This window comes from Pseudomonas silensiensis, from assembly GCF_050434865.1.
In the GTDB taxonomy this organism is placed as follows: domain Bacteria; phylum Pseudomonadota; class Gammaproteobacteria; order Pseudomonadales; family Pseudomonadaceae; genus Aquipseudomonas; species Aquipseudomonas fluorescens_W.
The window spans coordinates 48,096-63,975 of record NZ_JBNDJH010000011.1 but is presented as its reverse complement, the minus strand read 5'-3'; the positions used below and the strand labels follow the sequence as shown (position 1 = coordinate 63,975).

The 15,880-nt window shown below is 59.8% G+C and carries 12 protein-coding genes and 1 tRNA gene; all 13 read left to right on the top strand.

The window, feature by feature from the left end:
* The first annotated feature begins 23 nt into the window (after window positions 1-23).
* The 13 genes from QF010_RS17175 (at window position 24) to QF010_RS17115 (ending at window position 15,796) form a co-directional block, all read left to right on the top strand.
* Entirely contained in the window at window positions 24-1,091 is a 1,068-nt protein-coding gene (locus tag QF010_RS17175) for a putative urea ABC transporter substrate-binding protein (RefSeq protein ID WP_033054094.1), read from the top strand.
* Between the two features lie 16 nt (window positions 1,092-1,107).
* On the top strand, window positions 1,108-1,923 hold the full coding sequence (locus tag QF010_RS17170; RefSeq protein WP_033054095.1) for an ABC transporter permease: 816 nt from the start codon (window positions 1,108-1,110) through the stop codon (window positions 1,921-1,923).
* Window positions 1,920-2,708: an ABC transporter ATP-binding protein gene (locus tag QF010_RS17165; RefSeq protein ID WP_429533581.1), complete on the top strand. Its 789-nt coding sequence runs from the start codon at window positions 1,920-1,922 to the stop codon at window positions 2,706-2,708. The genes QF010_RS17170 and QF010_RS17165 overlap by 4 nt, the downstream gene beginning before the upstream one ends.
* A 12-nt stretch (window positions 2,709-2,720) precedes the next feature.
* Window positions 2,721-3,446, top strand: a complete 726-nt coding sequence (locus QF010_RS17160; protein WP_429533580.1) for an urea amidolyase associated protein UAAP1 — start codon at window positions 2,721-2,723, stop codon at window positions 3,444-3,446.
* 11 nt (window positions 3,447-3,457) lie between these two features.
* Window positions 3,458-4,099 (top strand): urea amidolyase associated protein UAAP2, encoded by a 642-nt coding sequence (locus tag QF010_RS17155; RefSeq protein ID WP_429533579.1) that lies wholly within the window; start codon window positions 3,458-3,460, stop codon window positions 4,097-4,099.
* A 280-nt stretch (window positions 4,100-4,379) separates the two neighbouring features.
* The gene (uca, locus tag QF010_RS17150) at window positions 4,380-8,027 is read left to right on the top strand and encodes an urea carboxylase (RefSeq protein ID WP_429533578.1); all 3,648 of its coding nucleotides are present in this window, start codon (window positions 4,380-4,382) and stop codon (window positions 8,025-8,027) included.
* Window positions 8,028-8,052: 25 nt separating this feature from the next.
* Window positions 8,053-9,831: an allophanate hydrolase gene (gene atzF / locus QF010_RS17145; RefSeq protein ID WP_429533577.1), complete on the top strand. Its 1,779-nt coding sequence runs from the start codon at window positions 8,053-8,055 to the stop codon at window positions 9,829-9,831.
* Window positions 9,832-10,101: 270 nt separating this feature from the next.
* Window positions 10,102-11,595 (top strand): sensor domain-containing diguanylate cyclase, encoded by a 1,494-nt coding sequence (locus QF010_RS17140; protein ID WP_429533576.1) that lies wholly within the window; start codon window positions 10,102-10,104, stop codon window positions 11,593-11,595.
* Window positions 11,596-11,790 carry a cysteine-rich CWC family protein gene (locus tag QF010_RS17135; protein ID WP_429533575.1) on the top strand — a complete coding sequence of 65 codons (195 nt, stop codon included), beginning with the start codon at window positions 11,596-11,598 and terminating at the stop codon, window positions 11,788-11,790.
* Between the two features lie 56 nt (window positions 11,791-11,846).
* On the top strand, window positions 11,847-12,539 hold the full coding sequence (locus QF010_RS17130; RefSeq protein WP_033061404.1) for a pseudouridine synthase: 693 nt from the start codon (window positions 11,847-11,849) through the stop codon (window positions 12,537-12,539).
* Between the two features lie 312 nt (window positions 12,540-12,851).
* Entirely contained in the window at window positions 12,852-13,736 is an 885-nt protein-coding gene (locus tag QF010_RS17125; RefSeq protein ID WP_033061402.1) for an alpha/beta fold hydrolase, read from the top strand.
* Window positions 13,737-13,897: 161 nt separating this feature from the next.
* Window positions 13,898-13,971 (top strand) — tRNA-Gly (locus QF010_RS17120).
* A 280-nt stretch (window positions 13,972-14,251) separates the two neighbouring features.
* Window positions 14,252-15,796, top strand: coding sequence for a Fic family protein (locus tag QF010_RS17115; RefSeq protein ID WP_429533574.1), 1,545 nt, complete (start codon window positions 14,252-14,254; stop codon window positions 15,794-15,796).
* Window positions 15,797-15,880: the final 84 nt, after the last annotated feature.

Below are 15,880 nucleotides of genomic sequence, written 5' to 3'. Positions count from 1 at the left end.
CTTGACCAACTGGAGAACCACCCATGTCCCAGCTTCGTTTACCCGCCCTGCTTGCCGCTGCTTTCGCCGCCTTCGTGAGCTTCTCGTCCCAGGCCGCCCAGAAAGACCACTTCAGCGTCTGCTGGACCATCTACGCCGGCTGGATGCCCTGGGAATACGCTGGCAGCCAAGGCATCGTCGACAAATGGGCAAAGAAGTACGGCATCAAGATCGATGTGGTGCAGCTCAATGATTACGTCGAATCCATCAACCAATACACCGCTGGCCAGTTCGACGGCTGCACCATGACCAACATGGATGCGCTGACCATTCCGGCAGCCGGTGGCGTCGACAGCACCGCGCTGATCGTCAGCGACTTCTCCAATGGCAACGACGGCATCGTGCTCAAGGGTGACGGCAAGAAAGTCACCGACCTCAAAGGCATGGACGTCAATCTGGTGGAGCTCTCGGTTTCCCACTACCTGCTGGCCCGGGCGCTGGATTCGGTCGATCTCACCGAGAAAGACCTGAAAGTGGTCAACACCTCCGACGCCGACATATCGGCAGCCTTCAACACCGATCAAGTCAACGCCGTCACCACCTGGAACCCGATGCTTTCGGACATCAAGGCCAAGCCTGCGGTGACCGAAGTGTTCAACTCCAGCCAGATCCCCGGCGAAATCATGGACATGATGGTGGTCAACTCATCGACCCTCAAAGACAACCCGGCCCTGGGCAAAGCGCTGACCGGTGCCTGGTTTGAAGTGGTCGAGTTGATGAACGCGAAAAACGCCGCCAGCAAAGCCGCGCTCGAACACATGGCTAAAGCTTCCGGCACCGATCTGGCCGGTTTCCAGGCGCAACTGGACACCACCAAATTGTTCGCCACCCCCAAGGAAGCCCTGGCGTTCTCCACCAGCAAGCAACTGCCGGAAACCATGCGCAAGGTGGCCGAATTCTCGTTCCAGCACGGCTTGCTGGGTGAAGGCGCCAAGGACACCAGCGCGGTCGGCATGGCGTTCGCCAATGGCGTGACCAGCGGCGACAAGACCAACCTCAAGCTGCGCTTCGACCCGACCTACGTGCAGATGGCTGCCGACGCCAAGCTGTAATCAGGAGGACCTGGCCATGCGCCTGATCAATCGCCACCCGGATCGCCCGAGTCGCCTGCTTTTGGTGATCCTGCCGTTCGCCCTGGTGCTGTTTGCCTACTTCATGGGCTCGGCCGAGCGGCTGACGGACAACCCCAATGACAAGCTGCTGCCGAGCGCCGTGCAGATGACCGACGCGGTGAAACGCCTGGCGTTCACCGCCGACACCCGCACCGGTGAATACGTGTTGTGGCAAGACACCGCATCGAGCCTGCGACGCTTGGCCATCGGCCTCGGCATCAGTGCGCTGGCCGGGCTGTGCCTGGGTATCGCCGCCGGTACGCTGCCGCTGTTTGGCGCGCCTTTATCGCCGTTGCTGACGGTGCTGTCGATGGTACCGCCGCTGGCGATTCTGCCGATTCTGTTCATCGTGTTCGGCCTGGGGGAGTTGTCGAAAGTGATGCTGATCGTGATCGGCATCACCCCGTGCCTGGCCCGTGATCTGGAGCAACGCGCCCGGGAAATTCCCGTCGAGTTGCTGATCAAGGCCCAGACCCTCGGCGCTTCGACCTGGACGCTGATGCTACGAGTGGTGCTGCCGCAACTGTTGCCACGCTTGTTGATCTCACTGCGGCTGATGCTGGGTTCGGCGTGGTTGTTCCTGATCGCCGCCGAAGCCATCGCCTCCACCGACGGCCTCGGCTACCGGATTTTCCTGGTGCGCCGCTACCTGGCGATGGACGTGATTTTGCCCTACGTGGTCTGGATCACCCTGCTCGCCTGGCTGATGGATTGGGGCCTCAAGCGCCTGACCCAACGGGCGTTTCCTTGGTATGAAGGGGCCCGCGCATGAGCTTCATCACGGTGAAAAATGTCTGGCAGCAATACGCTGATCAGGTGGTGCTCGAAGGGCTGAACCTGAACGTCAACGAGGGTGAGTTCTGCACCTTGGTCGGTGCGTCGGGTTGCGGCAAGTCGACCTTCCTGCGGTTGTTGCTGGGACAGGAACGCGCCAGTCGCGGCGAGATTCTGTTGGATGGCCAGGCCCTGGCTGGCGAGCCGGATGCCAGCCGTGGCGTGGTGTTCCAGCGCTACTCGGTGTTCCCACATTTAACGGTGCTGGACAACGTCGCCCTGGGCCTTGAACTGCCACGTTCGCCGCTGCTCGGGCGGTTGTTCGGCAGCGCTAAAAAAGACGCACGCGAACAAGCCTCAGTGTTGCTGCACAAAGTCGGTCTCGGTCACTCGCTGGACAAGTACCCGGCGCAACTCTCCGGCGGCATGCAACAACGACTGGCGATTGCCCAGGCGCTGATCATGAAACCGCGCGTGTTGCTGCTCGACGAACCGTTCGGCGCCCTCGATCCAGGCATCCGCAAAGACATGCACGGCCTGCTTCTGGAGCTGTGGCGCGAGACGCAACTGACGGTGTTCATGGTCACCCACGACCTGTCCGAAGGCTTCAGCCTCGGCACCCGCCTGCTGGTTTTCGACAAGGTCCGCGTTGATCCACACGCCCCCGGCGCCTATGGCGCGCGCATCACTTACGACATCCCTTTGAACAGCGACCGCCGCGTGAATCGCGCCGCCGTCGACGCCCTGCCTGAAGCGCTGGCGGGCACGCTTCGTATCGCTTAGAGGAATTTTGAAATGACTGATTCGACTCAACTGTTCCCGCCCTTCGCCGAAGAAGTGCTCCCCGGTGGCGGCCATCGTTCCTTCGTGTTGAAACGCGGCCAACTGCTGCGCCTGACCGACCTGCGCGGTGGCGCCAACGTCAGTCTGACGCTGCTCAACGCCAACGAAAAAACCGAACGCCTGAACCTGCCTGACAGCCTCAAATGCCAACACACCGCCAAACTCACCAGCGGCCATTGCCTGTATTCGGACATGGGCCGCGTGCTGGCCGCCATCACTGCTGACACCTGCGGCTGGAGCGACAGCCTCGGCGGTGTGCTCTGCGCTGAAGAGGTCGCAGAAAAATACGGCGAGGGGCGCTATCAGGAACTGCGCAACGGCTTCTTCCGCAACGGCACCGACAACCTGTTGGTGGAGCTGGGCAAGTGGAGTTTGGGTCTGTCCGACCTGCTGATGACGCTCAATTTGTTTAGCCGGGTGAACGTCGATGAGGCCGGGGGTTTTCACTTCGTCGAAGGCAATTCCAGGGCCGGCGACTACATCGAGTTGTATGCGCCGATGGACACGCTGGTGGTGCTCACCGCTCTGCAACATCCGATGGACCCTTCGCCTGAGTACGCGCCGAAACCATTGAAGTTGAGCTGGATGAACGCTGACGCCAGCGTCGCCGAACACTGCCGCACCTCGCGCCCGGAAAACGAGCGCGGCTTCATCAACACCGACCGTCTGTTCGCCTGAGGATCGCTGCCATGTCACTTGCAATCGCTACCACTCAACAGCTGCCCGAAACCGCGATCTACCGCGCCACCATCCCGGCCGGCGAACCGTGGCTGATGGAGGTCAAGGCTGGCCAGACCTTGCGCATCCTCGATCTGGAAGGCAATCAGGCTGTCGACACGTTGTTCTACAGCGTTGCCAACCCAAAGGAACGCTATGACGTGCAACGCACGTTGCGCCGACAGAACAGCGTCTACCTGAGCACCGGCAGCGTGCTGTATTCCAACCTCGGCAAGCCGATGCTGACCATCGTTGCCGACACCTGCGGCCGTCACGACACCCTCGGCGGTGCCTGCGCGCAAGAGAGCAACACCGTGCGTTATGCGTTGGAGAAACGCTACATGCACAGCTGCCGCGACAACTACCTGCGCGCCTGTGTGCACGACGGGCGACTGGTCAAGGGCGACATCGGGTCGAACATCAACTTCTTCATGAACGTACCGGTCACGGCGGATGGCGGGCTGACGTTTGAAGACGGCATCTCGGCGCCGGGCAAGTACGTCGATCTGCGGGCCGAGATGGACGTGATCGTGCTGATCTCCAATTGCCCGCAACTGAACAACCCGTGCAACGCCTACAACCCCACTCCTGCGGAGCTGCTGGTATGGAACTGAAATTCTCGCGGTTGCGTAGATGGTTGTTTGCCCTGTGCCAGGCCCGTTCAGGCCAATGCCTGAAAAAATAAGAACACCGCAATCCCAATGTAGGAGTGAGCCTGCTCGCGATGGCGTCAGCAAAGTCACCTTTGATGTCGACTGACCCACCGCTATCGCGAGCAGGCTCACTCCTACAGGGGAACGGCGGCGTTTGAGAAATCCGATTTTTCATCCGGGACGGCCCGGATGCATCAAGAAAAACTGCGGGACGGCCCGCATCCCCTCCAGGGGTTATGCCATGTTCGAAAAAGTCCTGATTGCCAACCGTGGCGCCATTGCCTGTCGCATCCTGCGCACCCTGCGTCAGTTGCAGGTCCAGGGCGTTGCCGTTTACTCCGAAGCCGATGCCGCCAGCCTGCACATCTTGCAAGCCGATGAAGCCCACAGCCTTGGTGAAGGCGCAGCCGCCGGCACCTATCTGGCAGTGGAGAAAATCCTCGCCATCGCCAAATCCACCGGCGCCACGGCGATCCATCCGGGCTACGGTTTTCTCTCGGAAAACGCCGCGTTCGCCGAAGCGTGCCAAGCCGCCAACATCGCCTTCATCGGCCCGACGCCAGAGCAGCTGCGAGTGTTCGGCCTCAAGCACACCGCCCGCGCCTTGGCCAAGCAACACGGCGTGCCGATGCTCGAAGGCACCGAGTTGCTCGACAGCCTCGACGCAGCACTGATTGCCGGCGAACAGGTCGGCTACCCGGTGATGCTCAAAAGTACCGCCGGCGGTGGTGGCATCGGCATGCGCGTGTGTCGCAGTGCGGTCGAGTTGAGCGAATCTTTTGAAGCCGTCAAACGCCTCGGCCAGAACAACTTCAGCGACGCCGGGGTGTTCATCGAAAAGTACATCCAGCGCGCCCGGCATCTGGAAGTCCAGGTGTTCGGCGACGGCCATGGTGAAGTGATTGCCCTCGGCGTGCGCGACTGTTCGGTGCAGCGGCGCAACCAGAAAGTCCTCGAAGAAACCCCGGCGCCGAACCTGCCCGAGGGCATGGCCGAAGCGCTGTGTGCGGCGGCGATCAAACTGGCCAAAGCGGTGAATTACCGCAGTGCCGGCACTGTTGAATTCGTCTTCGACAGCGAGACTCAGCGCTTCTACTTTCTCGAAGTGAACACCCGTTTGCAGGTGGAGCACGGCGTCACCGAGCAAGTCTGGGGCGTGGATCTGGTGCGCTGGATGGTGGAACTGGCGGCGGGTGATTTGCCGCCGCTGAGCATGTTGAGCCAAGGCTTGAAAGCCTGCGGCCATGCAATTCAGGCACGGCTTTACGCGGAAGACCCGGGGCGGGATTTTCAGCCGAGCCCAGGCTTGCTGACCGCCGTGAACTTCCCCACCGCCGATGGCAAACACCTGCGCATCGACACCTGGGTTGAGGCCGGTTGCGAGATCCCGCCGTACTTCGATCCGATGATTGCCAAAGTCATCAGTTGGGCGCCGAGCCGTGAACAAGCCGCTGCCGATCTGCATCAGGCATTGGGCGACAGCCTGCTCTACGGGGTGGAAACCAACCGCGATTATTTGCGGCAGATTCTGCTCGATGCGCCCTTCGCCAGCGGTCAGCCGTGGACCCGTTGCCTGGAAGGTCTGGTGTATCAGGCCAACACGTTTGAAGTGCTCAGCGCCGGTACCCAAACCAGCGTTCAGGACTATCCGGGGCGCCTTGGATATTGGGCGGTAGGCGTGCCGCCATCAGGGCCGATGGACAGTCGCGCGTTGCGTCTGGGCAACCTTTTACTGGGTAACGACGAAGGCGCCGCAGCACTGGAAATCACCATGAGCGGGCCGTTGCTGCGCTTCAATTGCGATGCGGTGGTGGCGGTCACAGGCGCGATGATTCCATTGGCGCTAAACGGTGAAACGGTACCGATGAACACCGCGCTGCTGGTTCCGGCAGGGGCGACTTTGAGCCTCGGCACGATTGCCGGCGCAGGCGCTCGCAGCTATTTGTGCCTGCGTGGTGGCCTGCAAGTGCCGGATTATCTGGGCAGCAAAAGTACCTTCACCCTCGGCCAGTTTGGCGGGCATGGCGGGCGTGCATTGCGGGCTGGCGACGTGTTGCATATACCGACCTTGAGCGACCGCAGCGCCGGTCAACAACTGGCTGCAGAACAGCTCACCGAGTTGCCCGTTCTGCGGCAGATCCGGGTGATCTACGGCCCTCATGGCGCACCGCAATACTTCACCGAAAACTACATCGGCACCTTCTTCGCCACCCAGTGGGAAGTGCATTTCAACTCCAGCCGGACCGGTATGCGGTTGATCGGGCCGAAGCCGGAATGGGTACGTGCCGATGGTGGCGAGGCGGGTCTGCATCCGTCGAATATTCATGACAACCCGTACGCCATTGGTGCAGTGGATTTCACCGGTGACATGCCGGTCATCCTCGGTCCCGACGGCCCGAGCCTCGGCGGGTTTGTCTGCCCGGTGACGGTGATCGAGGCGGATCTTTGGCAGCTGGGCCAGCTCAAGGCTGGCGACAAAGTGCAGTTCCTCCCCGTCGACCTGAAGACCGCCCGCAACCTCGCCTTGAAATGGAATCCCCCCTGTAGGAGTGAGCCTGCTCGCGATGGCGGCAGTACAGCCAACATTGATGTGACTGACACACCGCTATCGCGAGCAGGCTCGCTCCTACAGGGGATTGTGTCGCCTGTGGTTTTGGACTTGGGTCAGGAGGATACGCGGCTGGTTGCCAGATTGTCGGGAGATACTCACTTATTGCTAGAGATCGGCGCACCTGAGTTGGACCTGGTCCTGCGCTTCCGCGCCCACGCCCTGATGCAAGCACTGGAAAGCCAAAACCTGCACGGCGTCATCGACCTGACACCCGGCATCCGCTCGCTGCAAGTGCACTACCAACCCGAACAACTGCCGCTGGCCGATCTGCTCGGCATCGTCGCCGGCGAATGGGACGCCGTGTGCGCCGCCAAGGACCTGCAAGTGCCCTCGCGCATCGTGCATTTGCCGCTGTCCTGGGACGACCCGGCCTGCCAGTTGGCGATCGAAAAATACATGACCACCGTGCGCAAGGACGCCCCGTGGTGCCCGAGCAATCTGGAGTTCATCCGCCGCATCAACGACCTGCCAAACCTCGACGAAGTGCAGCGCACGGTGTTCGACGCCAGCTACCTGGTGATGGGCCTGGGCGACGTCTACCTCGGTGCACCGGTCGCCACGCCACTCGACCCGCGGCATCGTCTGGTGACCACCAAGTACAACCCGGCCCGCACCTGGACCGCGGAAAACTCGGTGGGCATCGGTGGCGCGTACATGTGCGTGTACGGCATGGAAGGCCCTGGCGGTTATCAGTTCGTCGGCCGCACTTTGCAGATGTGGAATCGCTATCGCGAGGTCGCCGCATTCGATGGCAAACCATGGCTGCTGCGCTTCTTCGATCAGATCCGGTTCTACCCGGTCAGTGCCGATGAACTGCTGCGCATTCGACGGGATTTCCCACTCGGGCGCTTCGACCTGAACATCGAGCAAAGTCAGCTGAATCTGGCGGATTACCAAGCCTTCCTGACGAAAGAAGCCGAGAGCATTGCCGCGTTTCGCGATCAGCAAAAAGGCGCGTTCAACGCCGAGCGCGAGCGCTGGATTGCCAGTGGCCAGGCGCATTTCGACAGCGAAGAACTTGTCCCGCAAGTGACCGAAGACGCGCCGCTGGCCAGCGGTCAGCAGAGCGTCGACAGCCACATCGCCGGCAACCTCTGGCAGGTTCAGGTGGAGACCGGCAGCCGCGTCGCCGCCGGTGATGTGCTGGTGATTCTGGAGTCGATGAAGATGGAAATCCCATTGCTCGCACCCATGGCCGGAGTGGTACGCGAGATTCGCGTGCAACCGGGTTCGGCGGTGCGCGCCGGACAGCGCGTCGTGGTGCTGGAACTCGACTGAACCCATTTTGAAAAGGATTAACGCCATGAACATCAATCTGCAACTCGACGCCCTGCGCAACGCCTATCGCGACGGCAGCATCGCACATCGGCAATTGCTGCTGAGCCTGCGCGATAAAGCCGCGGCGCTGAACCCGGATTATCACCTGTTCATCCACTTGCTCAGTGTTGAAGAACTGGAACCTTACCTCGCCGCACTCGACGGTCGCGACCCCGATAGCTTGCCGCTGTTCGGCGTGCCATTCGCGATCAAGGACAACATCGACCTGGCGGGTATTCCCACCACCGCAGCGTGCCCGGCGTTTGCCTACGTGCCGGAACGCTCGGCGACCATCGTCGAGCAATTGCTGGCGCTGGGCGCGATTCCGTTGGGCAAGACCAATCTTGATCAATTCGCCACCGGGCTTAACGGCAGTCGCTCACCGTATGGCGTGTGCCCGAACAGCGTGTTGCCGGAGTATCCGTCGGGCGGTTCCAGTGCCGGATCGTCGCTGGCGGTGGCGCTCGGCGTGGCGAGTTTCTCCCTCGGCACCGACACGGCGGGCTCCGGGCGCGTGCCGGCAGCGCTGAACAATCTGGTGGGGTTGAAAGCCACCAAAGGGTTGATCTCCACGGCCGGTGTGATCCCGGCGTGTCGCACTCTCGATTGCGTGACCACGTTCACCGCAACCGCTCGGGAAGCCAGTCAGTTGCTCGCGCTCACTGCGCACCTTGATCCCCGCGATGAATACAGCCGTAGCAATCCGTTGTGGAATGACGGCTCGGCGTTTGGTGCACCTCGCCCCTTCCGCTTTGGCGTGCCGCGTGTTCAGGATCTGCAGTTCTTCGGCTGCCCTGAGGGTCCGCTGTTGTTTGGTGATGCCATCGATCAGCTCAAGGCGTTGGGCGGTGAAGCCGTGGAACTGGATTTGTCGCCGTTCCTTGAAGCGGCGCGGTTGCTCTATGAAGGGCCGTGGGTGGCCGAGCGCTACAGCGTCGCCGGCAAATTGATGGAACAAAATCCTCAAGCCGTACTGCCGGTGATCCGCGCGGTGCTGGCCAAGGCGCCGGCGGTGAGCGGCGTGCAAACCTTCCGCGCCCAGTACCGGCTGCAAGCGCTGAAAGCCCTGTGCGATCAGGCACTCAACGACCTCGACTGCGTGCTCACACCCACCATCGGCCGCTCCGTCACGCTGGCGGAACTGAACGCCGAGCCGGTGCTGCGTAATTCGGAACTGGGCTACTACACCAATTTCATGAACCTGCTCGATTACGCCGCCGTCGCCGTACCCAGCGGTTTCATGGGCAATGGTTTGCCTTGGGGCGTGACGTTGTTCGGGCGGGCGTTTACTGATCAGTATTTGTTGGGTGTGGCGGATGCCTTGCAGCGTCAGCAAGGTTTGCTCGCGCCTGCGCCGACGGCTGTCGCGCGCAATGACCTGGCGCGATTGGTGGTGTGTGGCGCGCATCTGGATGGGCTGGCGCTGAATTGGCAGCTCAAGCAGCGCGGGGCCCGACTGGTCGAGACGACATTCAGCTCGCCGGACTATCAACTGTATGCCTTGGCCGGCGGCCCGACGTTTCGTCCCGGGATGGTTCGTGTGAAGGATGGAGGTGTGGCTATTGCCGTGGAGGTTTGGGAACTGCCGAGCCGCGAATTGGGTTCGTTTTTGACCGGGATTCCGGCACCGCTGGGATTGGGCAAGGTGCAATTGGCGGATGGGCGTTGGGAGAGCGGGTTTATTTGTGAGGCGTATGGGTTGGAGGGGGCGGTGGATATTAGTCACCTTGGTGGGTGGCGTGCGTATCTGGAGACTCGTGTCTGATCCGGAATCCACCCCTCACCCTAACCCTCTCCCCAAGGGGTAGAGGGGACTGACCGAGGTGTTTGTTTGAGCTACAGCGACCTGAAATATCGAGCCGAACTCTGGTTTTGAACAACATACAAATCTGCTCCCTTTCCCCTCTCCCCTATGGGGAGAGGGCTGGGGTGAGGGGTGGCCCTACCTGACACCATTCCCCCCACAAATGCAGCAGTTATTTCCCGGCAGTGCCATTAGAATGCCTGCCATCGGGTCACTGCCAACGGAATCGTCATGCCGCTTCGCTCGTCGCTGTATTCGCAACGTTCGTTGGTCCTCACGCTGATCGCGCTGCTGGGCGCAGGTTTTCTCGCCACGTCCTTCCTCAGTTACTACGCCTCGCGAGCGTCGATCCGTGACAGCATCGTCAACACCGAACTGCCGCTCACGTCGGACACGGTCTACTCGGAAATCCAGAAAGACCTCGTCAGACCGATCCTGATTTCCTCGATGATGTCCCGCGATACCTTCATGCGTGACTGGGTGGTAAACGGCGAGCAAGACCCCGAAAAAATGACCCGCTACCTCAACGAGGTCATGACCCACTACGGCGCCTACACCGCATTTTTCGTCTCCAACACCAGCCTCACCTACTACCACGCCAAGGGCGTACTCAAACAGGTCAAAGCCACTGAACCCCGCGATGCGTGGTATTTCCGCGTACGGGACATGGCCGATCCCTACGAGATCAATGTCGACCCGGACCTTGCCAACCAGGACAACCTGACCTTCTTCATCAACTACAAGGTCTACGACTACAACAACCGTTTCATCGGCGCGGCCGGCGTCGGTCTTACAGTCGATGCGGTGATCAAGCTGATCGACAAGTATCAGCAGCGCTACCAGCGCAGTGTGTACTTCGTCGACAATTTCGGACGCCTGGTGCTCACCGGAGCCGAGGGCGGCCCGCAAGGCGCGAAGATCGGGCAGCGCCTCGGCGAACTCGACAGCATGAAAAGCCTCGTCAGTCAGTTGCCCAAGCCCCACAGCGGCAGCTACGAATATTCCGCCCAGGGCCAGGGACATTTCCTCAATGTGCGTTTCATCCCGGAGCTGAACTGGTACTTGTTCGTCGACAAACGCGAAGACAGCGCCCTCAGTGAAATCCGCCAGTCGCTGTACCTCAACCTCTTGATCTGTCTGATCGTCACGCTAATTGTGCTGGCCCTGCTCAACCGGGTGATCAAGCGTTACCAGGGCAAGATCCAGGCCCAGGCGATCCTCGACAGCCTGACCGAATTGCCGAACCGCCGCGGTTTCGACCTGTTGGCGGCGCAAGCCATGCACGAAGCCCTGCGCGAGCCCAAACCGCTGACCGCGTTGCTGCTGGATCTGGACCACTTCAAGGCGTTGAACGACACCTACGGTCACCTTGCCGGCGACCAGGTGCTGATCGGCTTTGCACGGGATCTGGAGAGTTGCCTGCGGCACTCCGACATCGTCTGCCGTTGGGGCGGGGAGGAATTTATCGTGTTGCTCAAGGACACCGATGGTGAGACCGGTCTGATGGTCGCAGAGAAAATTCGTCGGCATATCGAACAACAGCGTTATGCCTACAACGATAAGGCCTTGCAGCTGACCGTCAGCATCGGCTTGACCACACTGCAGACCGATGACACCTTGCACACGCTGCTCTCAAGGGCGGATCATGCGATGTACCGGGCCAAGCAAGCCGGCCGTAACCGCACCTGCGTGGAAATGCCTCACTCCAGTTATGCATACCCCTAAATGAACAAGCAAGATTTCTGCCCGGCCTGCGGCGCCTCCAACGACTGCACCCTGGCCGACCCGCGAACCGCCGATCGGGCCTGCTGGTGCTATGGCGTCAGCATCGACCCGGCGGTGCTCGAAGCGCTGCCGCCCGAACTGCGTGACAAATCCTGTTTGTGCCCACGCTGCGCGCAAGTCGAGGCGCAGCTGTAAGCAACCGCACAACCGATCACGTAAGATACGCGCCCCTTTCCTACCGATCCCTCGTCATGCGCATTGACCGTTTCCTCAGCAACCTGCCGCGCTTCAACCGTAAGCAGGTGCGTCTGTTGCTGGTGGAAAAGCGCGTCAGGATCGACGGAAAAGTCGTCAGCGACCCCCACGCCGACGTACTGGAATTCAGCCGTGTGGAAGTCGACGATGAGCTGCTGCAAGTCGGCAAGCCTGCACGCTACTTCATGCTGCACAAACCGTCTGGCTGCGTCAGCGCCACCCGAGATCCGCAACACCCGACCGTGCTCGACCTGATCCATGAGCCGGACAAGGAGGACCTGCACATCGCCGGGCGCCTGGACTTCAACACCACCGGCCTGATGCTGATCACCAATGATGGCAGCTGGTCGCGACGCCTGACCCAGCCGCAAACCAAACTGCCCAAGGTCTACTACGTAGAAACCGAGCAAGAGATTGGCCCGCAATACGCATTGAAATTCACCGAAGGCCTGTACTTCGCTTTCGAAGACCTCACCACCCAACCCGCCGGGCTGGACGTGCTCAGCCCCAAGTCCGCACGACTGAGCATCGTCGAGGGTCGTTACCACCAGGTGAAGCGTATGTTCGGCCATTTCGACAACAAGGTGCTGCGCCTGCACCGCGAAAGCATGGGCCCGCTGGTGCTCGACAGTGCCCTGAAACCGGGCGAGTACCGCGCGTTACGCACCGAAGAGATTCAATTGATCTAAGCAGGCGACCGCTCAGCAGAAGTTGTCGAACAATTTGCCAAAGATACTTGCGCGATGACGTGACCCCTGCTTGAATCAGGACGTCGGCCGAAATGTGACCGACGAGTCACAACATACTTCTAAGAAACTTTTTGCCGGTAGAGAACCCTCAGGTTCCGCTTTCCCCCGGCAGACTGCCCGCCAATAACAATACCCGTCGACCGGACTGCATTGGATCGACATGGGCCTCCAAATTCCAGGCGTATGCCTACCTGTCACAAAACTCGTGCAATCTCATTTGCGCGCATACCCGCTTGCTTGGAGTCTTATGACATGAGGCCAGAAATCGCTGTGCTGGATATACAGGGTCAGTACCGGGTTTACACGGAGTTCTATCGCGCAGACGCCGCAGAAAAGACCATTATTCTGGTCAACGGCTCGATGGCCACGACTGCGTCGTTTGCACAAACCGTGAAAAACCTTCACCCGCAGTTCAATGTGGTCTGCTACGACCAGCCCTACGCGGGCAAGTCGAAAGCCCACAACCTGCACGAGAAATTGCTGACCAAGGAAATCGAAGGGCAGATCCTCCTCGAGCTGATCGACCACTTCGCCGCCGAACACGTGCTGTCGTTTTCCTGGGGTGGCGCCGCGACCCTGGTCGCCCTGGCCCACCAGCCACGACGCATCGAGAAAGCCGTGATCAGCTCGTTCTCTCCGGAGATCAACGCGCACATGCTCGATTACCTCGAGCGCGGCATCGATTACCTCGGCAGCCGGGACGGTGACCGGGTCGGCAACCTGGTGAACAGCACCATCGGCAAACACCTGCCGACACTGTTCAAGCGCTTCAATTATCGGCACGTCAGTTCCCTGGCCGAGCATGAATACGGGCAGATGCACTTCCACATCAGCGATCTGCTGCAAAGTGATCGCCAGTGCTTCTTCAAAGCCGCGGAGAAAATCAACGTGCCGGTGCTGTTCATGAACGGCGAATGGGACGAGTACACCGCTGCCGACGGCGCTCAACTGTTCGCCAACCACGTGCAACACGCTACTTTCACCACCCTGCAGGCCACCGGCCACTTTCTCGACATGGAACACAAATCTGCTTGCCGAGACAGCCGCAACGCATTGCTGGGCTTCTTGAAACCTTCGCAACACGAAAGTCGACCGCGTTATCACTACGTCCAGGACCAACATGCATTGGCCATCTGAAACAGCGTCATCGCGAGCAAGCTTCGCCCTACAGTGTTGAATGCATTCCTGTAGGCGCAAGGCTTGCCCGCGATAGACCGTTTCCCTTGCGCTAAACGCATCGCGCACAAAGAAAAACTTCATTTCCACGCGCACATCTGGTACAAAGTCAGCCGCTCTGAGCGGGTGTCGTATAATGGCATTACTCCAGCTTCCCAAGCTGATAACGAGGGTTCGATTCCCTTCACCCGCTCCAATCGAATTTCAATCTCACGTCGTTTTTTGACGGGGGATGCAGGTAAAGAAAAAACCGGCCTTGATGGCCGGTTTTTTTGTGTCTGGGGTTTGGTGGAATTGCCTTTTGCCCTTAGGGCCGTTACGACTAAGCTGAGATTCGTTAACGTTTTTTTGTGGAATGACAGTTTTAGTATCAAAATTCACACAGGATTAGTATTTTCGCGTCGCAGGAAATTAACGTTTTCGCGCCATATTGGTGTTTTATTAGCGTTTTCATTGCCCTGTTAAGGAATTCGTCAATGCCAGTCGGTTTCAAGGCCCTCGCCGATCGCTACGACATCGCACTTGCACAGCCTCTGCGTGTCGAGTCTGAGATCGGCACTGCACGTCTCAGCCGCGAGAGTGACGGGAATGTGGAGAACCGGTACCCGCCAAGTTACAGGCCCGAAGACGATTTCGCAGGGCATTTCGAATTCGGTCTGAAGTACGAAGAGATTCATCTTGAGTTCTTCTCTCGCCTGTTTGCGGCGATAGGCCCGCAGCCTATCGAAGACTGGTGTCGACGAGAGCCTTTCGGCCAGTACGCACGGCGCACCGGGTTCCTTTACGAATGGCTGACAGGGGAACGTCTGGATGTGCCTGACGTGACCAATGGCGCCTATGTCGATGCAGTTTCGCCCCAAAAATACCTGACTCGTTGCGAGTCACTGCGAACGCGACGCTGGCGAATCAATAACAACCTGCCGGGCACGGCTGAGTTCTGCCCCTTGGTTCGTCGTACCCCATCAGTGCAGGAAGCTCTGCAATTCGATTTGCGCGAAGCATTGGAAGAGTTGGATCACGCCTATGGCTCCGACATCCTGATGCGTACGGCCAGTTGGCTGACGTTCAAGGAATCGCGCGCGAGTTTTCTCATCGAGAAGGAAGCCGACCAGGCCGATCGCATTCAGCGCTTTGCCCATGTCATTGCCCAGCACTGCGGTCACATCAAAAACCCGTTGAGCAACGACAGCCTGCACTCCTTGCAAGCCGGCATCCTGGGGCGTGATGCCATCGGACTGGGCTTACGCGGCTCTCCTGTGTTTGTGGGTCAGGCCACAATGCGCGAGGACATCGTGCATTACATCGCCCCCCATTTCGCAGATCTTCCTCAGCTATTGGCAGGACTTACTGAGTTTGAGGTCGCGACGCGTGGTGCGGAGTCACTGGCACGTGCCGCTGTGTTGGCATTTGGCTTCGTGTATATCCACCCCATGCGAGACGGCAATGGCCGGATTCATCGCTTCCTGATCAACGACACCTTGATTCGAGATAAGGCAGTGCCGGACGGCGTGATACTGCCGGTGTCAGCCACCATTACCAGTTCGATCGACTTCAGGGCCGGCTACGATCGTACGCTCGAAGTGTTCTCGCGACCGTTCATGCGACGCTACGCAACGGCCTATCGGTTCGGCGAACTCGTGACCTACGAGGACGGCACTCTCAGTAACTTCATCTTCGATGAATACGAGGACGCATGCTTTGCCTGGCGGTATCCCGACCTGACCGAGCACGTCCTGTACACCGCACGCGTCGTCAAGCACACGATCCAAAAGGAAATGGCAGACGAAGCTAAAGTACTGGTGATCTTTCAGCGAGCTCAGGAGCAACTGAAAGAGGTGCTGGAGATGCCAGACCAGGACGCGAACCGCATTATCCGTTCCATCAAGGAGAATGGCTGGGTGGTGTCCGGCAAGCTAAAGAAAGGGTATCCGCAGCTTGAAGATGAGGCCATGGCTGAACGTGTCATAGAGGCGGTGCGCTCCGCGTTCGAGGATAGGGAGATGGGGGCCGGCAAGGAGTGACTTTCGACGGATTAGATAAGGCTTTGGGGTGGATCAGAGAAATGGCCCGCCCCCCACATTCCGGGCACAAAAAACCGGGCGAAG